The organism is Actinospica robiniae DSM 44927, from assembly GCF_000504285.1.
GTDB classification, from domain to species: domain Bacteria; phylum Actinomycetota; class Actinomycetes; order Streptomycetales; family Catenulisporaceae; genus Actinospica; species Actinospica robiniae.
Genome location: NZ_KI632511.1, coordinates 5,180,551 through 5,199,435, shown reverse-complemented (window position 1 = coordinate 5,199,435; position 18,885 = coordinate 5,180,551). Strand labels below are relative to the sequence as shown.

Genomic DNA, 18,885 nt, shown 5'->3' with positions numbered 1-18,885 from the left:
CGACCCGGCGCCTTGCGAGCGCACGCGTCAGACACCGCGGCCTGATCCGACGCTACTTCTCAAACGCGCCCTAGCCACAGGCGTATTCACTTCCCTGATGGGGCTCGATACGCTGCACGCGTGACCGAGCCGGATGGGGTGAACGGGGCTGTCAGGCAGCTGCCGGGGGTCGCGCCGGAACGGGTGCGGGCGCTCGTCGACGCGCTGGCCGAAGTGGAGCGGCGCTGCGCCGGGCTGGCCGCGAGCCTCGAGGCCGCGACCGTGCACGAACACGCCTTCGGAAAACTGATCGACGCCGGGAAGGTGCGCGACGCGTACCACGACCGGCTGCCCAAGGCCGAGGAGAACCTGGCCGAGGCGGGCGCGGTGGCGCGCCAGTTCCTGGCCGAGTTCGCCGGCCCGGCCGCCCCCGTCCCGCCGCCGCGCGAGGCGGGGGAGTAAGCCATGCATTGGATGCACCACTACGACGCGGTGGCGGACGACCCGTCCTGCTACCACGAGCACGCGCCGGCCCAGCTCGACCAGGCCGCGCTGGCCGAGATCGGCCGGAAACACCTGTCCCACTTCCACCTTCCCGCGATCCCGATCCCCGGCATCGGCACGATCGAGCGGAAGCTGATCTTCTTCATCTGCGACCACACCGGCGCGCCCAACCCGTTCCACGCGCTCGAGGCGCTGACCGGCGACGGGGCCGAGCTGGAGCGGGTGGAGAAGCTGTGGGAGCACGGCTACCAGGAGCTGGCCGCCGCGGCCGGGCAGCTGCGCGCGGCGGCCGAGGCGCTGCGGCCGGACTGGCACGGCGAGGAGGCCGACCGCTTCGAGCCGGCCCTGGCCGCGTACTTGGACGAGTTCGACGCGCTGGCCGGCTCGGTCCGCACCACCTGGGAGTGCGTGCGCGCGGTGCGCAGCGAGGCGCAGGTGGCCGAGGGCACCGTGCTGATGTTGATCAATATCCTCATCGGCTCGCTGGGCGGCCTGCTGGTGGCCGAGTTCCTCACCGCGGGCACGGTCACTCCGGTCGCCGCCGCGCAGGCCCAGGCCGAGCTGGCCTATGTGGCCAAGAAGATCGCCTTCCTGGGCGGCAAGCTCAACACCCTGCGCTCGGACGTCACCAAGATCCTGGACGCGGTGCGCGGCTTCAAGCGGATCGAGGCCATGCGCTTCGTGTTCGACCTGGCCGGGCTGGAGTGAGCCGGACGCCCCGGGGAGCGCGTGGCCTGGGCGGCGTCCGGTTCCTGACAGAATGGACCGCATGGAGACTGTGATCATCGGCGTCATCGCCGGAGTGCTGTTCGCGAGCCTGGTGGCCGCGTTCCTCGTGCGGGGGAGGAACAAGCGCGCCTCGGGCCTGCTGCCGCCCTCGGAACGCCGCTCGCCGGAGGACCTGCGCCTCAAGCTCGGCCAGGAGCCGAGCGCCGAGGAGCGGGAGGAGCAGGGCTCGCCGCAGGCGCTCGCTCCGCCGGCCGACTCGATCACGGTGGATCTCGAGGAGACGCCGCGGATAGCGCTCGAGGCGCCCGAGCCGACGGCCGGCCGCCTGGTGCGGCTGCGCTCCCGGCTGGCCCGCTCGAACACGGCGGTCGGCAAGGGTCTGCTCTCCCTGCTGTCCCGGGACAAGCTGGACGAGGACACCTGGGAGGAGATCGAGGAGGTCCTGCTCACCAGCGACCTCGGCATCGGCCCGACCCAGGAGCTGGTGGAGGCGCTGCGCAAGCGCACCCGCGTGCTCGGCACCCGCACCCCGGACGAGCTGCGCACCCTGCTCAAGGAGGAGCTGCTCAAGCTGGTGGACCCGAGCCTGGACCGGACCGTGCGCTCGCTGCGCGAGGACGGCGAGGGCCCGGCGGTGGTGCTGGTGGCCGGCGTCAACGGCGTCGGCAAGACCACGACCACCGGCAAGCTGGCGCGGGTGCTGGTGGCGGACGGCCGCTCGGTCGTGCTCGGCGCGGCCGACACCTTCCGCGCCGCCGCGGCGGAGCAGCTCCAGACCTGGGGCGAGCGGGTGGGCGCGACGACCGTGCGCGGCGCCGAGGGCGCGGACCCGGCGTCGGTGGCCTTCGAAGCGGTGCGCCACGCCAAGGAGCTCGGCGTGGACACGGCCCTGATCGACACGGCGGGCCGGCTGCACACCAAGGCGGGCCTGATGGACGAGCTCGGCAAGGTCAAGCGCGTGGTCGAGAAGCACGGCCCGGTGGACGAGGTGCTGCTGGTGCTCGACGCCACGACCGGCCAGAACGGCCTGGTCCAGGCGCGGGTCTTCCGCGAGGTCGTGGACATCACCGGGATCGCGCTGACCAAGCTGGACGGCACGGCCAAGGGCGGCATCGTGATCGCCGTGCAGCGCGAGCTCGGCGTGCCGGTGAAGCTGGTGGGCCTGGGCGAGGGCGCGGACGATCTCGCCCCGTTCGACCCGGCGGCCTTCGTGGACGCGCTGGTCGGGAGCTGACCGGCGGCCCGCTGATGCACTGAGCATGGACGAAGGGCGCCCACCTCGCGAGGGGGCGCCCTTCGGCGTCTCAGCCGTGCCGCGGCCCCACCCGGCAGCCCGCGATCCCGCCGAGCACGACGTGCGCGGGCGGCAGGGCCGGCGTGCCGACCGGGGCCGGCTCGCGCAGCCAGCGCACCCGGCCGCCGGGCGGCCCGGGCAGCTCGACCAGGTCGCCGGGGTCGAGCACGCGCAGCTCGTAGCCGGCGTCGAGCAGCGAGGTGACCGGCCCGAGCGTGCCGCAGCACACCAGGAAGCCGATCCGGTCGAGCGCGGGCACCCACAGCACCGGGCCGACCGGCACGCCGAGGCGCTCCAGGCGCACCAGCGCGGCCCGGCCGGACGGCGCGTCCGCCTCGACCACGTCGAAGGCCTCGCCGCAGGCCGCGTACACGGACGCGTTGGGCAGCATCGACCACAGCGTCTGCGCCCGCTCCGGGTCCCGGGTCGGGGTGGTCGTCCCCGTCGTCACCGGCCAGCCGTACGCCGCGTAGCGCACCGCGCACTGGCGCGTCGTCACGCGCACGGCCCCCTGAGCCGGGCGGCGCGCCTGGCGCGGCAGCATTCCGAGATTCGGCCCACGCAGCATTTGTTCAGTCCCAAGGATCTTCATGTTCCGGCGAGCGGACAGCCCTCGGCCGTTCCCACGCGGCCGTTCTCCCGGTAAACGCTAGCCATCCGGCGCCCCGTTCGCAGGACGTCACGGGTGGCGAATCCTGGCGCATTTCTTCATTCGCCTGCGGGACGCGGCTCCAAGGCGTTACCTTCGCCTCACCATGAGCGACACGGCTACTTCGGCAAGGCCGGGCGGTCTCGACGCGCGGACCCCGAGGCAGGACGGGACGGCGGGGATCCCCGGTGCCTGAACGCGTACCCAACGCCCTGTTCGCCTCCTGGTTCCAGCGCAGCGGCTGGTCGAAGGGCGAAGTCGCCCGCATGGTCAACCGCCGGGCCCGGGATCTGGGCGCGACGCACGTGGCCACGGACACCTCCCGGGTGCGCCGCTGGCTCGACGGCGAACAGCCGCGCGACCCGATCCCGCGGATCCTGACCGAGCTTTTCAGCGAGCGCTTCGGCTGCGTGGTCACCCTCAGCGACCTCGGCCTGCGCGAGCCCTCCAGCCCGATCGCGGGCACCCTGGCCGACCTGCCCTGGGGCCCCGAGCGCACCGCGGAGCTGCTGGCCGAGTTCTGCCGCAGCGACCTGCTGCTCGGGCCGAACCCGTCGCGGCGGGCCGGGGACGGCGCGCCGCCGCTGGCCGCGGGCACCGCGCTGATCGAGCCGGTCAAGCGCTGGCTGCTGCCGCTGGTCCCCTCGCCGCAGCGCCCGCCGTCCGAGCACGGCGACCCCGCGGCGGCCGGGCACGCCCAGGGCCGCACCCGGCCGGGGCGGGCCGCGGTGCTGGCCGACCAGCTCGAGGAGACCCTCCGGGTCTTCCGCGACTGGGAGGCCGCGGTCGGCGGCGGGATCCGCCGGGCCGCGGTGACCGGGCAGCTCTACGAGGTGGCCGAGCTGATCCGGCACAGCCCGGAGCCGGCCCACCCCAGGATCTTCCGGATCGCGGCCCAGTACTGCCTGCTGGCCGGCGAGATGGCCCTGGACAGCGGGCTGCAGGCGGCCGCCCAGCGCTACCTCGTGCTCGGCCTGCACGCGGCCAAGGAGAGCACGGACCGCAACACCATCGCCGTCATCCTCGCCACCACCGCGCGCCAGCTGGTGGGCCTGAACCGGGCTCAGGACGCCCTCGACCTGCTCATCGTCGGGCGCACCGCCACCCGCGGCGAGCTCGACCCGCTGCCCGCGGCGTTCGTCGACCTGGTCGAGGCGCGCGGATACGGCGCCCTCGGCCGCACCGAGCCGGCCCGGCACGCGCTGGAGCGGGCCCGCACCCTGCACGCCAAGGGCTGGTCGACCGAGCACGGCGGCGGCTGCCCGCCCTCGGCCACGGCGAACCACCCGTGGCCGCCCGCCTTCACCCCGGCGTCGGTCCGGCTCGAGTCCGCCCGCACCCTGCGCGACCTCGCCGCCCGGCTGCCGCAGCTGACGGCCGAGGCCGCGGCCGAGTTCGACACCGCGGCCGGGCTCTACGAGCGGGACTTCCCGCGGCAGCTGCGCGGCCGGGTCGAAGCGCTCACCGGCTCGGCCGAGGCGCACGCCGTGCTCGGCCACCGCGCCGCGGCCGTCGCCGCGCTGCGTACCGCCGGCGGGCTCGCCGTGCGCATCCGCTCCCGGCAGGCCGAGGAGAAGCTGCGCGAGGCCGCGGCCCGGGTGCGTGCCGCCTTCCCGGAGGAACGGGACCACGCCGAGCACGCCCTGCCCGGCATGCCGGGCGTCCCCGGCCTGCACAGCGCCGCCGCCTCGTCCTCCGGCTGATCAGCCCCGGTCCGCCGGAGCGGTCCGGCGGACCGCGGCATTCACGAACACGTAACCTCGCGGAGCATTCCGTCACGGTCAGGAAACAACGCGCGTTCAGAGCGGCAACAGACCGCCGCGATCGTAATGAACCATCGCACCGCACTCCTGACCTTGACGAGAACGTGGCCATCCGAAGGAAACGTGAACATGCCAACAGTGGATACAGGCAACACCGCGTGGGTGCTCGCGAGCTCCGCGCTAGTCCTCCTGATGACGCCGGGCCTGGCGTTCTTCTATGGCGGCATGGTCCGCGCCAAGAGCGTGCTGAACATGCTGATGATGAACTTCATCTGTATAGCCGTGGTCACCGTGGCCTGGGTGCTCTACGGATGGTCGGTATCGTTCGGTAACGCGAACGACGCGAGCGGCAACGGGTTCTGGGGCACCTTCGCGCAGTGGGGGATGCACGGGATCTCCACCGGCATCCAGTCCGGCTCGCACACGGGCACGTACGGGGCCACGAACGTCCCGCTGTTCGCCGTGGCCTGCTTCCAGCTCATGTTCGCCATCATCACCCCGGCCCTGATCTCCGGGGCGATCGCCGACCGCACCAAGTTCGTCGGCTGGACCGTGTACGTGGCCGGCTGGGTCACCCTGATCTACTTCCCGGTCGCGCACTGGGTCTTCTCGCCCAACGGCTTCATCAACGCCAAGCTGCACGTGATGGACTTCGCCGGCGGTACCGCGGTCCACATCAACGCCGGTGCCGGAGCCCTGGCCTGCGCGCTGGTGCTGGGCAAGCGGGTCGGGTTCAAGAAGGACCCGATGCGGCCGCACAACGTGCCCTTCGTGATGCTGGGCGCGGCCCTGCTGTGGTTCGGCTGGTTCGGCTTCAACGCCGGCTCGGCGCTGACCGCGAGCGGCCAGGCCTCGGTGGTCTTCATGAACACGCAGGTCGCCACCTGCACCGCGGTGATCGGCTGGCTGGCCGCGGAGAAGATCCAGCACGGCAAGTTCACCACCGTCGGCGCCGCCTCCGGCGCCGTGGCCGGCCTGGTCGCGATCACCCCGGCCTGTGCCTCGGTCTCCCCGCTGGGCGCGATCTTCGTCGGCCTGATCCCCGGTTTCATCTGCTGCTACGCGGTGAACCTGAAGAACCGGTTCGACTTCGACGACTCGCTCGACGTGGTCGGCGTGCACCTGGTCGGCGGCATCCTCGGCACCCTGCTGATCGGCCTGTTCGCCGACAAGATCGAGGTGGCGGCCTACACCAACGGCGCCCGGCCGGGCCTGTTCTACGGCGGCGGACTCGATCAGCTCTGGGCCCAGGCCGAGGGCGCGGGTATCGTCTTCGCGTACTCGTTCGTGATCTCCTTCCTGCTGGCCAAGCTGGTGGATCTGACCATCGGCCTGCGGGTGAGCACCGAGGACGAGATCGCCGGTGTGGACCAGGCCGAGCACGCCGAGACCGCCTACGACTGGGGCGGCCTGGCCGGAACCCTGCACCGCGCCGCGGTCAGCGTGGCCGCGGCGACCGCCCAAGCTCCCACCGTCGACGGTGGGTCCGTCGAGGAGAAGGTCGACGCCTGATGAAACTGATTACCGCAGTGGTCAAGCCGTACAAGCTGGACGAGGTCAAGACGGCGTTGCAGGCCTTCGGCGTGCACGGGCTGACCGTGGCCGAGGCCTCGGGCTACGGCCGGCAGCGCGGCCACACGGAGGTCTACCGCGGCGCCGAGTACACCGTGGATCTCGTGCCGAAGGTGCGCATTGAGCTGCTCGCCGAGGACCACGATGTGGAAGACCTGCTGAACGTGATCACCAAGGCCGCGCAGACCGGCAAGATCGGCGACGGCAAGGTCTGGGTGACCCCGGTCGAGACCGTGGTGCGGGTACGCACCGGCGAAACCGGCGCCGAGGCGCTCTAGCCACCACGCAGCGGCCCGCGTGGCGCCCCGTCGGACTCCCGGCGGGGCGCCACGGGCCGTGGACATACGAACGCCGAGCCCACAGGAGGGTCGCCGGATGCGGTACGCGCAGGAGCGCAGGGAACGGGCCGAGGCGGCGGACGAGTGGCTGGCCCGGCTTCTGGGCGAGGCCGAAGGGGCGGCTCTGGTGGCCGTCGGAGGCTACGGCCGCCGGCAGCTGTGCCCGGGCAGCGACCTCGACGTCGTCCTGCTCCACGACGGTTCGCGCGACCAGGCCGAGATCGGCCGGCTCGCCGACTCGATCTGGTACCCGATCTGGGACGCCAAGACCATGCTCGACCACTCGGTCCGCACGGTGGCCGAGGCCAGGAGCGTGGCCCAGCAGGATCTGCCGGTCGCGCTCGGCATGCTGACGGCACGTCACGTGGCCGGGGATCCGGCCCTCACCGAGGCTTTGCGCGCGACGCTGTTGGCGGATTGGCGCAAGCACGCGGTCAAGCGGCTGCCGGAGTTGCGGCAGATGCGCGAGGAGCGGCGGGAGCGCCACGGGGAGCTCGCCTACCGGTTGGAGGGCGACCTCAAGGAGTGCGCGGGCGGCCTACGGGACGCGGACAGCCTGACCGCCATAGCGGCCAGCTGGATCGCGGACGTGCCGCACGGGGCACCCGAGCAGGCACAGGAGTTTCTGCTCGACGTCCGCTTCGCCCTGCACATGCGGACGGGCCGGTCCGCGGATCGCCTGCTGTTGCAGGAGCAGGACGACCTCGCCGCGGAACTCGACTTCGCGGGCGCGGATCAGCTGATGACGGCCGTGGCCGACGCCGCGCGCACCATCGACTACGCCTGCGATGTGGCTTGGCGCCGCGTGGAGCAGGCGCTCGCGGCCCGCAACCGTTCCACGGGGATCGGCGGCCTGCTGCGTCGTTCGGCGCCGCCACGTGAGCCGCTGGCCGACGGTGTGGTGCGGGCCGAGGGCGAGGCGGCCCTGGCGCTCGCGGCAGACCTCGGCGATCCCGTGCTGCCGCTGCGAATCGCGTCCGCGGCGGCGCGTGCGGGGCTGCCCATCGCGCCCGCGTCGCTCGAGCGTCTGGCGTCGGCAGGGGCGGATCTGACCGAGCCTTGGCCCGAGGCCGCGCGCGCCGAGTTGCTGCGGCTGCTGGGCGCCGGCCCGGGGTTGGTTCAGGTGTGGGAGGAACTCGACCGCACCGGGATCCTGGTCCGGCTGCTGCCGGAGTGGGAGCGCATCAGGTCCCTGCCGCAGCGCAACGCCCTGCACGTGCACACGGTGGACCGTCACATCATCGAGACGGTGGTGCATGCGGCCGAGCGGACGCGTCGCGTCTCTCGCCCCGACCTTCTCCTCGCCGCGGCGCTGTGCCACGACCTGGGCAAGGGGCTGCCCGGCGACCACTGCGAGATCGGCGCGGACCTGACCGCGAAACTGGCCGCCCGCTTGGGCTTCGCGCCCGCGGACGTCGCCACGCTGACCGCGCTGACGCACTATCACCTGCTGTTCGCCGAGCTTGCCGTGCACCGTGATCCCGCCGATCCGGCGACCCTCGCGCCGCTGCTCGCGGCCGCGGCGGACTCGGGCACCGGCCCGGCGGAGTTCGTCGCGTTGCTGCACCTGTTGACGGAAGCCGACTCCCAGGCCACCGGCCCCGCGGTCTGGTCGCCCTGGCGCGCTTCGCTCTACCGGGAACTGGCCGCGCGGGCCAAGACGGTTCTGACCGGCGGAGTCGGATCCGCGGGAAGCGCGAGCGCCGCGCACGCCGACGACGAAGCGGATCAGACCCTGGTCTCGCAAGCAGTCGCGGCATCGGACCAGATCGCGGTGAAGGCGTTGGCCCCCGGTAGCGCCGGAATCGGCCGGATCGACGTGGCGATCCCGGACCAGGTCGGCGTGCTGGCCCTGGTCGCCGGAGTACTGACGCTACGTCATATCAGAGTGCTCGCCGCCGAGATCAACACCGTGGAAGCGGACGGTGTGCCGTACGCGGTACAGCGGTGGACGGTCGCGGCGGAGTACGGCTCGCTGCCGGACCTCGGGAGGCTGCGGACCGACCTGCGCAGCGCGAGGTCGGGCACGCTCAAGGTCGGCGAGCGGCTGGAGACCAGGGATCGTGAGCGCGCGTCGGTCCGCAAGCAAGCGGCGCTCACCCCGTCGCCGTCGGTGCGGCTGCTCGCCGGAGCGTCCCGTGACGCGACGGTGCTGGAGGTACGCGCGGAAGACTCGCCAGGACTGCTGCACCGGATCGCCTCGGCCATCGCGGGCATCGGCGGCGACATCACCCGGGCCCGGATCGCGACGCTCGGTCCCCAGGCTGTGGATGTCTTCTACCTGCGCCCGGACGCCGGCGCCGAGGCGATCGGCTCGGCCGCCTCGGAGGAACTGGTCGACGCCGTGCACGCCGCCCTGAGCTGAGTTACGCCGAGCTGAGCTGAGCGAGTTCTCGGCCGGACCGAGGGGCGGCGGGTCCGGTGGCGTGTTCCACGTGGAACATTATGCGTACCGATGCATGATGTTCCACGTGGAACATCGGCCGACGAGCGTGGAACACCGCCCGGACCGAGCGTGAAACGGCTAGAACAGCGCCCCGGGCGCTTCCGGCAGCGGCTCGACGGCCGGTGCCGCCTCACGCTCGACTTGGCGCGGCACCGGCGTCCGCAGCCGCACCGGCCACCCCGGCTCGGCCACGTACTCCTCGCCGCGGCGCTGCCGGTAGGCCGCGAAGTCCCGTTCCGAGGCTTCCTTCCACTCCTCCTGCCGCTGGTGCAGGTCGGCCAGCGACGATTGCCCGATCTCCGGGTAGCGCTCGGCCAGCGCCTTGGCCACCTCCAGTGCGGCCACCGCGTCCACCGCCGCGTCGTGCGCCCCCTCGATCTGCACGCCGTAGTGGGCGCACTGCGACTCGAGGTTCCGCTTGCCCTTGCGGAAGCGGTCCACCGCCTTGTCGATCACCAGCGGATCGATCACCGGCGCGATCCGGCCCACCCGGTCGGCCAGCGAGCGCAGCGCGTGCCGCTCCAGCTCGACCTCGAGCAGGGTCAGGTCGTAGGGCGCGTTGAACACCACCAGCGGCCGCCCGGCGGCCAGGTGCGCGGCGAGCAGCTCGGCGATCTGATCCAGTGCCTCGGCCGGCGCGGACCCGTGCTCCCGGGCGTACTCGGTGGTGATGCCGTGCACGGCCGTGGTCTCCGGCGGGATCTCGATCCCGGGGTCGACCAGGAAGTCGTGCCGCGCCCCGTCGCTGGTGACGAACGAGGCCGAGACCAGCCGCGCCTCGAGGGGGTCGCGCCCGGTGGTCTCGCAGTCGTACGATCCGAGCAGGCCCGTATGCCAGCCCGGCCCGGCCGGCGGCAGGCATGCGGCGTGGTAGACCACCCAGGAACCCTGCTCCTTGCGCAGCTCGCCCGCCTCGGCCGGAACCTGCTGGCCGCAGGTCTTGCACGTGCCGGGGAAACGGTTGGTAGCCATCTGCCGACCGACCCTTTCTGAAGTTGACTGACTCTCACGATAGGCGAGCCCACCGACATCCCGGGCGCAACGGTTACCCTGGACGGGAAACCAGCTTCCCGTACCTGACTACTGAGGACTGACGCCGCCGTGTTCGACACGCTTTCCGACCGCCTGGCAGCGACCTTCAAATCCCTGCGCACGAAGGGCCGGTTGTCCGAAGAGGACATCGACACCACCTGCCGGGAGATTCGGATCGCGCTGCTCGAGGCGGACGTCGCGCTCGCCGCGGTGCGCCCGTTCATCGCCGCGGTCAAGCAGCGGGCCATGGGCGCGGAGGTCTCCCAGGCGCTGAACCCGGCCCAGCAGGTCATCAAGATCGTCAACGAGGAGCTCATCGGCATCCTCGGCGGCGAGACCCGGCGGCTGCGCTTCGCCAAGCAGCCCCCGACCGTGATCATGCTGGCGGGTCTGCAGGGCTCCGGCAAGACCACCCTGGCCGGCAAGCTCGGCCGCTGGCTCAAGGCCCAGGGCCACGCCCCGGTGCTGGTCGCCGCCGACCTGCAGCGCCCCAACGCGGTCACCCAGCTCCAGGTGGTCGGCGAGCGCGCCGGGGTCGCCGTCTACGCGCCCGAGCCGGGCAACGGCGTGGGCGACCCGGTCGCCGTGGCCAAGTCCTCGATCGACTTCGCCCACTCCAAGATGCACGACGTGGTCGTCATCGACACCGCGGGCCGCCTCGGCATCGACGACGAGCTGATGCGGCAGGCCGCCGACATCCGCGACGCGGTCGGCCCGCAGGAGATCCTGTTCGTCCTCGACGCGATGATCGGCCAGGACGCGGTCACCACCGCCCAGGCCTTCCTCGACGGCGTCGGCTTCGACGGCGTGGTGCTCACCAAGCTCGACGGCGACGCCCGCGGCGGCGCGGCCCTGTCGGTGGCCCAGCTGACCGGCCGCCAGGTCATGTTCGCCTCCAACGGCGAGAAGCTCGATGACTTCGACGTCTTCCACCCGGACCGGATGGCCTCGCGCATCCTGGGCATGGGCGACGTGCTCACCCTGATCGAGACGGCCGAGAAGGCGTTCGACGCCCAGCAGGCCGAGGAGATGGCCCGCAAGCTCATGGGCGGGGACGGCTTCACGCTGGACGACTTCCTGTCCCAGATGGAGCAGATCCGCAAGATGGGGTCGCTCTCCAAGATCATGGGCATGCTCCCGGGCATGGGCGAGATGAAGCAGCAGCTCGCCCAGGTCGACGACCGCGAGATCGACCGGGTCCAGGCCATGATCCGCTCGATGACCCCGCAGGAGCGGCGCGACCCGAAGATCCTCAACGGCTCCCGCCGCGCCCGTATCGCCAAGGGCTCCGGCGTGCACGTCTCGGCCGTCAACAACCTGCTCGAGCGCTTCGCCGAGGCGCAGAAGATGATGAAGTCGATGGGCCGCGGCGGCATTCCCGGCCTGCCCGGCATGCCCGGCTTCGGCGCCGGCGGCGGCCGTCGGATGAGCGCGAAGGCCAAGGCCAACGCCCAGGCCGCGCGGCAGAAGAACAAGTCCCGCTCGGGCAACCCGGCCAAGCGCAAGGCGGACGAGGCCGCGAAGGCCGAGCGCGCCGCGAACGGCGCCGCCGCCCCCGAGGTGCCGCAGAACTTCGAACTGCCGGACGAGTTCAAGAAGATGCTCGGCTGAGCCCGCTCGCGTGAGCGGCGGCCGATTCGCCCCGGGCGGACGGAACCGCTGCTCACGTCTGGCATAATAGGCGGCTGAGCACTCGGCACCCCTCGGCCCCTCTCTCCGTCGGGCGTCCGTGTCCTTCGGGCGGGCGAGTCGGAGCAATCCCCACGCACCGTTCCCGCCGGTCCACCCGTATCAGAATTCAGGAGATTCCACTCCCGTGGCAGTCAAGATCAAGCTGAAGCGCCTGGGCAAGATCCGCACCCCCCAGTACCGCATCGTCGTCGCCGACGCCCGCACCAAGCGTGACGGTCGCGCGATCGAGGAGATCGGCAAGTACCACCCGAAGGAGGACCCGTCCTTCATCGAGGTCAACAGCGACCGGGCGCAGTACTGGCTGGGCGTCGGCGCGCAGCCGACCGAGTCGGTCGTGGCGATCCTCAAGGTCTCCGGCGACTGGCAGAAGTTCAAGGGCCTGCCCGCCCCGGCGCCGATGAAGGTCGCGGCTCCGAAGGCGGACAAGAAGGCGCTGTTCGAGGCCGCCGCCAAGGAGGCCGAGTCCGAGCCGAAGCCGGCCGCGTCGCCGAAGAAGAAGACCGAGAAGAAGGCTGACGCGCCGAAGGCCGAGGCGGAGACCCCCGCCGAGACCCCGGCCGCCGAGACCACCGAGGCCTGAGCATGCTCGAAGAGGCCCTCGAACACCTGGTGAAGGGCATCGTCGAACACCCCGACGAGGTCAGCGTCCGCGACCGCACGCTGCGCCGCGGCCGGATCCTCGAGGTGCGCGTGCACCCCGAGGATCTCGGCAAGGTGATCGGCCGTCAGGGTCGCACCGCCAACGCGCTGCGGACCGTGATCCACGCCCTCGGGGGCCGCGCCGTGCGCATCGACCTCGTCGAAGCGCCCGGGTTGCGTTGAGCATGCCCACCCCGCACGAAACCGACGACGAGTCGCGCGAGCTGCTGCGACTCGTCGTCGGGCGTATCGGCAAGGCCCACGGCGTCAAGGGCGAGGTCACCGTCGAGGTGCGCACCGACGACCCGGACCTGCGCTTCGCCGCCGGTGCCGAGCTGCTCACCGAACCCGCCGCCCGCGGTCCGCTGACCGTCAGCCGCGGCCGGGTGCAGGGCGGCCGGCTGGTGCTCTCGTTCGAGGGCGTGCACGACCGCAACGGCGCCGAGGCCCTGCGCAACACGATGCTCGTGGCCGAGGTCGACCCGGACGAGCTGCCGGACGACCCGGACGAGTACTACGACCACCAGCTCGAAGGCCTGGCCGTGCGTACGGTGCAGGGCGAGGAGCTCGGCGTGGTCGAGCAGATGATCCACGGCCCGGCCCAGGACCTGTTCTCCATCCGCCGCCCCGACGGCGGCGAGCTGCTGCTGCCCTTCATCGAGGAATTCGTGCCCGAAGTCGACCTCGAGCGCGGCCTCGTGATCGCCGACCCGCCCGAGGGCCTGCTCGAGCTGTCGGAGCCCGCCCCCGCGGCGCCCGAAGAGGACTGATCACCCCCGCGCATGCGCATCGACGTCATCACCATCTTCCCCGAGTACCTCGAGCCGCTGCGGGTCTCCCTGCTCGGCAAGGCGGCCGACCGCGGCCTGCTCGAGGTGCGCACGCACGACCTGCGGCAGTGGACCTACGACGTCCACCGCACCGTGGACGACACCCCGTACGGCGGCGGCCCCGGCATGGTCATGAAAGCCGAGCCGTGGGCGCTGGCCCTCGACGCGGTCACCGCCGCGGACGACGTCGCCACCCCGCCCACACTCGTCGTGCCCACCCCCAGCGGCCGCCCGTTCACCCAGGCCAAGGCGGCCGAGCTGGCCGCCCGCGGCCACCTCGTGTTCGCCTGCGGCCGCTACGAGGGCATCGACCGGCGCGTGATCGACGCGGCGGCCGAGACCATGGCGGTGGAGGAGCTGTCCATCGGCGACTACGTCCTGGCCGGCGGCGAGGCCGCGGTCCTGGTGATCGTGGAGGCCGTGGCCCGGCTGCTGCCCGGTGTCCTGGGCAACGCCGAATCAGCCCGCGACGACTCGTTCGCCGAGGGCGCGATGGCCGGACTGCTCGAGGGCCCGGTCTACACCAAGCCGGCCGAGTGGCGCGGCCGCCCGGTGCCCGAGGTGCTCACCTCCGGCAACCACGGCGCCGTCGCCCGCTGGCGGCGGGACCAGGCTCTGGCCCGTACCGCCGCGCACCGCCCCGATCTGCTCGCCGCCCTCGACCCGGGCACCCTGGACAAGAAGGACCGGGCCGCCCTCGACGCGCTCGGCTGGAACCCGCGCCAGGACTGAGATCCGCCGCCACGGTCGGCGCGTCGGGCTGATTTCTGAAAACACGCGCGCCCGTGCGAGACTGGGTAGCCGGTGTGCCGTCGACCGTTGGCGCCTGCCCCTGCCACAGGGGGAGCGGCCCGGTCCGGACGGCGGCCACTGCTGAAATCCGCCCATTCATCCGTGCGTGACCTGTGGCACGTACGAGGAGAAACATGCACAAGCTCGCAGAGCTCGACGCCAAGTCGCTGCGCTCCGACGTCCCCGACTTCCGCCCCGGCGACACCGTCAACGTCCACGTGAAGGTCGTCGAAGGCAACCGGTCCCGGATCCAGCAGTTCAAGGGCGTAACCATCCGCCGCCAGGGCGACGGCGTGCGCGAGACCTTCACCGTCCGCAAGATCAGCTTCGGCGTGGGTGTCGAGCGCACCTTCCCGGTGCACTCCCCGATCTTCGAGAAGATCGAGGTCGTCACCCGCGGTGACGTGCGTCGCGCCAAGCTGTACTACCTGCGCGACCTGCGCGGCAAGAAGGCGAAGATCAAGGAGAAGGTCGACTACAACCGGTAGTTCCCGCTCCGGCGCAGTCCGTCTTCAGGCGCCCCCGGTACCTTGGAAAGCCAAGGTACCGGGGGCGGCGTCGTTCCCCGGTTTGCCCGCTCGCCCGAGGGGGCAGCGCGGTGATCAGACGGCGTAGTAATCTGCCGCGACGGCAGCGGCGCGAGACGGTCATTCAGGCCGGGCGACTGGAGGATGGACCGGGTGGCGAGAGGGCAACGGCGCAGAGAGGCGCCCCCGGCCGCCCCGGTCAAGGGACGCCGGCGCCGGCTCAAACCGATCAAGCTCTGGCGCGAGGTGCCGCTGCTGCTCGCCATCGCCCTCGTCCTGGCCCTCGGCATCAAGACCTTCGTGGTCCAGGCGTTCTACATCCCCTCGCCCTCGATGGAGAACACGATCATGCCCGGGGACCGGGTGCTCGTGAACAAGTTCTCCCCCTGGTTCGGCGCGCAGCCGCAGCGCGGCGAGGTGGTCGTGTTCAACGATCCCGGCGGCTGGCTGGACGACAGCCCGACCCCGCCCAGCTCCGACTTCGCCGTGCGCTGGGTCACCGACACCTTCACCTTCGTCGGCCTGCTGCCCTCGAGCAACGAGCACGACCTGATCAAGCGGGTCATCGGCGTCCCCGGGGACGAGGTCAAGTGCTGCGACAAGCAGGGCCGGATCACCGTCAACGGCGTCGCCCTGAGCGAGACCGGTTACATCTTCCCCGGAGCCGTCCCCTCGACCATGCCCTTCGACGTGCGGGTGAAGGCCGGGTTCATCTGGGTCATGGGGGACAACCGCGCCGATTCCGCCGACTCGAGGTACCACGTCCACGACAAATTCGGCGGAATGGTTCCTATCAGTGACGTCGTGGGTCACGCGTTCGTGTTGATTTGGCCGCCAAGTCGCGCCGGAGGGCTCGGGATTCCGGCTACCTTTCAGCAGGAGGGTCTGACCGTGCTCTCCACTGTGCCGACCGGCTCCGTGCCCGCGGCCGCGCTGCTCGGCGCGATCCCGCTGCGCCTGGCCGGCGGTCGCACCGCACGCCGGCTGCGCCGAAGACGCAGCCGCGCACAGGATGTGACTGCCGATGGGACGGACGCGGAGAAAGCGTGACTGACGGTGTGTGAACCGAGTACGGCGACAATGAGGACGGCGCCCGATGGGCGCACGACGACCTGGATGAGGGAAGCGCGATGACCGTGGAGAGACCGGAGACCGGGCTGTCGGAGGCCTTCGACCCGGACGAGGGGGATGGCGCCGGATCCTCGTCCTTCGCGTACGCCGCGTCCGAGAGCGAGAACGGCGCGGGCCCCGAGCCCGGCGGCGGGGAAGGCGGCGAATCCGGCGGCGAGCAGGGAAAGCACGGCGGCACCCGCCGGCCGACCAGCGTGCTCGGCTGGATCGTCTTCCCGTTGGCGGTCCTCTGGCGCTTCCTGTTCCCGAAGACCCCGCGGCCGTTCCTGGTGGAGCTGCCGTTCCTGGTCGTCTTCGCCCTGGTGCTGGCCTTCCTGATCAAGACCTTCCTGGTCCAGGCGTTCTACATCCCCAGCGGGTCGATGCAGGCCACCCTGGAGCCTGGCGACCGGGTGCTGGTGAACCGGGCGGCCCAGTGGCTCGGCAGCGAGCCCAGCCGTGGCGAGGTCGTGGTGTTCAAGGACCCGGGCGACTGGCTCGGCGACGAGGGCACCCCCACCAGCAGCAACTGGCTCAAGAGCACGCTGACCTGGGTCGGCCTGCTGCCGGCCGACGAGGGCGACCTGATCAAGCGGGTCATCGGCGTCGGCGGCGACGAAGTGGTGTGCTGCACCCCGTCGGGCCAGATCACGGTCAACGGCATCCCGCTGAGCGAGAGCTCGTACCTCTACCCGGGCGACACCCCCAACGCCGGCTGGGACAAGCCCTTCGCCATCACCATCCCGCCGGGCTACCTGTGGGTGATGGGCGACCACCGCAGCGTCTCGCTGGACTCGCGGCGCCACCAGGACGAGAACCACGGCCTGGTCCCGGTGGCCAACGTGGTCGGCCGGGCGGACGTGGTGGTCTGGCCGATCAGCCACTGGAAGACCCTGCCGATCCCCAGCACGTTCAAACAGACCGGCTTCTCCGCGCTCGCGGCCCCGGGGCTCGTGCCCGGCGCGGCGTTCGTCGGCGGCCTGCCGTTCCTGGCCCGCCGCGGAAAGCGCCGACGCTCGGCGGCGAAGCGGTCCGCCACCAGTTAATCTGAGGTGGTGTCGGTAGTCCCGGAGCAGCATAGGCGGCGGACGCCTCGGCCCGAACCGGCCGGAGCGCCGAGTCCGCTGTTCGACGGTCCCGAACCGCCGCGTCTCGGCGACGGTCGGGATCTGTACGCGTACGGCGAGGCCCTCGCGGCGGCCGGCGTCCTGCCGGTGGCCGGCGCGGACGAGGCCGGCCGCGGGGCCTGCGCCGGCCCGCTCGTGGCCGGCGCGGCCGTGCTCCCGCCCAAGCTGCGGCTGCCCAACCTGGGCGACTCGAAGCTGGTCACCGAGAAGCGCAGGGAGCAGCTCTACACCGAGATCGTCGAGCTGGCCGAGGCCTGGGCGGTGGCGATCGTGCCCGCGGCCGAGGTGGACCGGATCGGCGTGCAGGAGGCGAACTACCGGGCGCTGCGCGAGGCCGTGGCCGGCCTGGGCCTGCGCCCCGCCCTCGCCCTGATCGACGGCTTCGCCGTGCCCGCCCTCGGCGTGCCAGGCCAGGCGGTGGTGAAGGGCGACCGCCTGGTCGCCGCGATCTCGGCCGCCTCGATCCTGGCGAAGGTCACCCGCGACCGGCTGATGACGGCCCTGGGCGAGACCTGGCCGCTCTACGGCTTCGCGGAGCACAAGGGCTACGCCACCGCCACCCACCAACAGGCCCTCGACCTGCACGGACCCTGCCCCGAACATCGTCTTTCCTATGCCAACGTGCCGGGTCGCCCGGTGGGTGACAATGGAGGCGGGACGCAAGCACCGGACCGTCCGGCGCAGGGCGATCTCCTGCTCGACCTGCCCGATACCCAGTGGGGAGCGCGTACATGAGCGCGGAAGACCTCGAGAAGTACGAGACCGAGATGGAGCTGCAGCTCTACCGGGAGTACCGCGACGTCGTCGGCCTGTTCCGATACGTCGTGGAGACCGAGCGGCGGTTCTACCTGACCAACCAGGTCGAGCTCGAGGCCAGGTCCGCGGACGGCGAGGTGTACTTCGAGGTGACCATGGCGGACGCCTGGGTCTGGGACATGTACCGCCCGGCCCGGTTCGTCAAGAACGTCCGCGTGGTCACGTTCAAGGACGTGAACGTCGAGGAGCTCGCCAAGCCGGACCTCGAGGTGCCCACGGAGTGAGTGTCCGGCCGCGAGCGGCGAAAGCTGACGGCGGGCACCTTCATCTGCGACGTTTGCCAAGAATGTCCTGAAAAGCCCGACATAGAGCGACGAATCGGACGCACTCTGGATCCGTGAGCTGGAAACGGACCAGAGAGGGCGGGCGGGCGTATGTCGATGTGGGGGTGGGCGCAAGGCCGTGGGCGCGAGCCCGGGCGGTCGCGGGCCGCTGGCTCCGAGGAGCAGCGGGCGAGGCCGGGCGGCGCCGGCGCCGGCGCCGGGTGGGGCGGCGGTGGTCACTCCGTGGACGCCCCGCCGGTCCATCAGGCCCATCCGGTCCATCCCGCCGACGAGAGCCGTCCCCGACGCGTCGGCCGCCGAGGCGAGCAGGTAGCCGCGGGCTACCTCCGTCAGCGCGGCTACCGGGTGCTGGACCGGAACTGGCGCAGTCCGGACGGCGAGGTGCCCGGCGAGCTCGACCTCGTCCTGCGCTACCGCGGCACGCTCGTGATCTGCGAGGTCAAGGCGCGGACGGGCGGCCGGCTGGCCCACCCCGCCGAGGCGGTCACCCCGGAGAAGGCGGCCAGGCTGCGCAGGCTCGCGGTCGTCTGGCTCAGGGAGCACGACCGCCACCACAGCGTCTGGCGCCCCGCGGTCGGCGGCCTGCCCGCCCTCATCCGCGCCGCGACGAGCTTCGTCGCCCCGTCCGGCGCCTCCCCGGCCCCGCCGCCCGCCGCCATCCGCATCGACGTCGTAGCCGTCCGCCTGGCCCCTCGTGAGCCCTTCCCGGTCCTCGGCGTCGACCACCTCATCGGGGTGGCCTGATGCGTGGTCAGGTCTGTG

The 18,885-nt window shown here is 72.0% G+C and carries 20 protein-coding genes; 18 read left to right on the top strand and 2 right to left on the bottom strand.

Annotation, left to right across the window (positions count from 1 at the left end):
* The first annotated feature begins 120 nt into the window (after positions 1-120).
* Genes ACTRO_RS21895 through ftsY form a run of 3 tightly spaced genes read left to right on the top strand, consistent with a single transcriptional unit; the run spans position 121 to position 2,446 of the window.
* Positions 121-441 (top strand): hypothetical protein, encoded by a 321-nt coding sequence (locus tag ACTRO_RS21895; RefSeq protein ID WP_034265761.1) that lies wholly within the window; start codon positions 121-123, stop codon positions 439-441.
* 3 nt (positions 442-444) lie between these two features.
* Complete coding sequence (locus ACTRO_RS21890) at positions 445-1,191, top strand: hypothetical protein (protein ID WP_157436366.1); 747 nt, start codon at positions 445-447, stop codon at positions 1,189-1,191.
* Positions 1,192-1,243: 52 nt separating this feature from the next.
* Positions 1,244-2,446: a signal recognition particle-docking protein FtsY gene (gene ftsY, locus ACTRO_RS21885; RefSeq protein WP_425394862.1), complete on the top strand. Its 1,203-nt coding sequence runs from the start codon at positions 1,244-1,246 to the stop codon at positions 2,444-2,446.
* A 70-nt stretch (positions 2,447-2,516) separates the two neighbouring features.
* Here ftsY and ACTRO_RS21880 read toward each other — a convergent pair whose 3' ends face one another.
* Positions 2,517-3,050: a bifunctional DNA primase/polymerase gene (locus ACTRO_RS21880; RefSeq protein WP_051451191.1), complete on the bottom strand. Its 534-nt coding sequence runs from the start codon at positions 3,048-3,050 to the stop codon at positions 2,517-2,519.
* Positions 3,051-3,343: 293 nt separating this feature from the next.
* Between ACTRO_RS21880 and ACTRO_RS21875 the strand changes: the two genes are divergently transcribed.
* From ACTRO_RS21875 to ACTRO_RS21860, 4 genes are all read left to right on the top strand, one after another.
* Entirely contained in the window at positions 3,344-4,858 is a 1,515-nt protein-coding gene (locus tag ACTRO_RS21875; protein ID WP_051451190.1) for an NsdA family TPR-like regulatory protein, read from the top strand.
* Between the two features lie 189 nt (positions 4,859-5,047).
* The gene (locus tag ACTRO_RS21870) at positions 5,048-6,430 is read left to right on the top strand and encodes an ammonium transporter (protein WP_034276091.1); all 1,383 of its coding nucleotides are present in this window, start codon (positions 5,048-5,050) and stop codon (positions 6,428-6,430) included.
* Positions 6,430-6,768, top strand: a complete 339-nt coding sequence (locus ACTRO_RS21865) for a P-II family nitrogen regulator (protein WP_034265757.1) — start codon at positions 6,430-6,432, stop codon at positions 6,766-6,768. The genes ACTRO_RS21870 and ACTRO_RS21865 overlap by 1 nt, the downstream gene beginning before the upstream one ends.
* A 97-nt stretch (positions 6,769-6,865) precedes the next feature.
* Positions 6,866-9,193, top strand: coding sequence for a [protein-PII] uridylyltransferase (locus tag ACTRO_RS21860; protein WP_051451189.1), 2,328 nt, complete (start codon positions 6,866-6,868; stop codon positions 9,191-9,193).
* 159 nt (positions 9,194-9,352) lie between these two features.
* Here ACTRO_RS21860 and ACTRO_RS21855 read toward each other — a convergent pair whose 3' ends face one another.
* The gene (locus tag ACTRO_RS21855) at positions 9,353-10,246 is read right to left on the bottom strand and encodes an exonuclease domain-containing protein (RefSeq protein ID WP_063628053.1); all 894 of its coding nucleotides are present in this window, start codon (positions 10,244-10,246) and stop codon (positions 9,353-9,355) included.
* Between the two features lie 129 nt (positions 10,247-10,375).
* Here ACTRO_RS21855 and ffh point away from each other — a divergent pair, with 129 nt between their 5' ends.
* From ffh to ACTRO_RS21800, 11 genes are all read left to right on the top strand, one after another.
* Positions 10,376-11,917, top strand: a complete 1,542-nt coding sequence (ffh, locus tag ACTRO_RS21850) for a signal recognition particle protein (RefSeq protein WP_034265755.1) — start codon at positions 10,376-10,378, stop codon at positions 11,915-11,917.
* A gap of 205 nt (positions 11,918-12,122) precedes the next feature.
* The gene (gene rpsP, locus ACTRO_RS21845) at positions 12,123-12,578 is read left to right on the top strand and encodes a 30S ribosomal protein S16 (RefSeq protein ID WP_034265753.1); all 456 of its coding nucleotides are present in this window, start codon (positions 12,123-12,125) and stop codon (positions 12,576-12,578) included.
* A gap of 2 nt (positions 12,579-12,580) precedes the next feature.
* Positions 12,581-12,820, top strand: coding sequence for an RNA-binding protein (locus ACTRO_RS21840; protein ID WP_034265751.1), 240 nt, complete (start codon positions 12,581-12,583; stop codon positions 12,818-12,820).
* A gap of 44 nt (positions 12,821-12,864) precedes the next feature.
* Positions 12,865-13,407, top strand: a complete 543-nt coding sequence (rimM, locus tag ACTRO_RS21835; RefSeq protein ID WP_034276086.1) for a ribosome maturation factor RimM — start codon at positions 12,865-12,867, stop codon at positions 13,405-13,407.
* Between the two features lie 12 nt (positions 13,408-13,419).
* Complete coding sequence (trmD, locus tag ACTRO_RS21830; protein WP_051451188.1) at positions 13,420-14,199, top strand: tRNA (guanosine(37)-N1)-methyltransferase TrmD; 780 nt, start codon at positions 13,420-13,422, stop codon at positions 14,197-14,199.
* Positions 14,200-14,393: 194 nt separating this feature from the next.
* The gene (gene rplS, locus ACTRO_RS21825; RefSeq protein WP_034265750.1) at positions 14,394-14,747 is read left to right on the top strand and encodes a 50S ribosomal protein L19; all 354 of its coding nucleotides are present in this window, start codon (positions 14,394-14,396) and stop codon (positions 14,745-14,747) included.
* A 192-nt stretch (positions 14,748-14,939) separates the two neighbouring features.
* Positions 14,940-15,836, top strand: coding sequence for a signal peptidase I (lepB, locus tag ACTRO_RS21820; protein ID WP_211244375.1), 897 nt, complete (start codon positions 14,940-14,942; stop codon positions 15,834-15,836).
* Positions 15,837-15,916: 80 nt separating this feature from the next.
* Entirely contained in the window at positions 15,917-16,942 is a 1,026-nt protein-coding gene (lepB, locus tag ACTRO_RS21815) for a signal peptidase I (protein WP_157436365.1), read from the top strand.
* A gap of 9 nt (positions 16,943-16,951) precedes the next feature.
* On the top strand, positions 16,952-17,758 hold the full coding sequence (locus ACTRO_RS21810) for a ribonuclease HII (RefSeq protein ID WP_245594456.1): 807 nt from the start codon (positions 16,952-16,954) through the stop codon (positions 17,756-17,758).
* Entirely contained in the window at positions 17,755-18,063 is a 309-nt protein-coding gene (locus tag ACTRO_RS21805; protein WP_034265747.1) for a DUF2469 domain-containing protein, read from the top strand. The genes ACTRO_RS21810 and ACTRO_RS21805 overlap by 4 nt, the downstream gene beginning before the upstream one ends.
* Before the next feature lie 282 nt (positions 18,064-18,345).
* Positions 18,346-18,867, top strand: a complete 522-nt coding sequence (locus ACTRO_RS21800) for a YraN family protein (RefSeq protein ID WP_051451186.1) — start codon at positions 18,346-18,348, stop codon at positions 18,865-18,867.
* The last annotated feature ends 18 nt before the right edge of the window (positions 18,868-18,885 follow it).

Excerpts from the sequence above, each read along its gene's own strand:
- ACTRO_RS21880 (WP_051451191.1), bottom strand. The coding sequence starts at position 3,050 with ATGCTGCCGCGCCAGGCGCGCCGCCCGGCTCAGGGGGCCGTGCGCGTG.
- trmD (WP_051451188.1), top strand. The coding sequence starts at position 13,420 with ATGCGCATCGACGTCATCACCATCTTCCCCGAGTACCTCGAGCCGCTG.
- rplS (WP_034265750.1), top strand. The coding sequence starts at position 14,394 with ATGCACAAGCTCGCAGAGCTCGACGCCAAGTCGCTGCGCTCCGACGTC.
- ACTRO_RS21840 (WP_034265751.1), top strand. The coding sequence starts at position 12,581 with ATGCTCGAAGAGGCCCTCGAACACCTGGTGAAGGGCATCGTCGAACAC.
- ACTRO_RS21805 (WP_034265747.1), top strand. The coding sequence starts at position 17,755 with ATGAGCGCGGAAGACCTCGAGAAGTACGAGACCGAGATGGAGCTGCAG.
- ACTRO_RS21860 (WP_051451189.1), top strand. The coding sequence starts at position 6,866 with ATGCGGTACGCGCAGGAGCGCAGGGAACGGGCCGAGGCGGCGGACGAG.
- ACTRO_RS21870 (WP_034276091.1), top strand. The coding sequence starts at position 5,048 with ATGCCAACAGTGGATACAGGCAACACCGCGTGGGTGCTCGCGAGCTCC.
- ACTRO_RS21865 (WP_034265757.1), top strand. The coding sequence starts at position 6,430 with ATGAAACTGATTACCGCAGTGGTCAAGCCGTACAAGCTGGACGAGGTC.
- ACTRO_RS21855 (WP_063628053.1), bottom strand. The coding sequence starts at position 10,246 with ATGGCTACCAACCGTTTCCCCGGCACGTGCAAGACCTGCGGCCAGCAG.
- lepB (WP_157436365.1), top strand. The coding sequence starts at position 15,917 with ATGACCGTGGAGAGACCGGAGACCGGGCTGTCGGAGGCCTTCGACCCG.
- ACTRO_RS21890 (WP_157436366.1), top strand. The coding sequence starts at position 445 with ATGCATTGGATGCACCACTACGACGCGGTGGCGGACGACCCGTCCTGC.
- ftsY (WP_425394862.1), top strand. The coding sequence starts at position 1,244 with ATGGACCGCATGGAGACTGTGATCATCGGCGTCATCGCCGGAGTGCTG.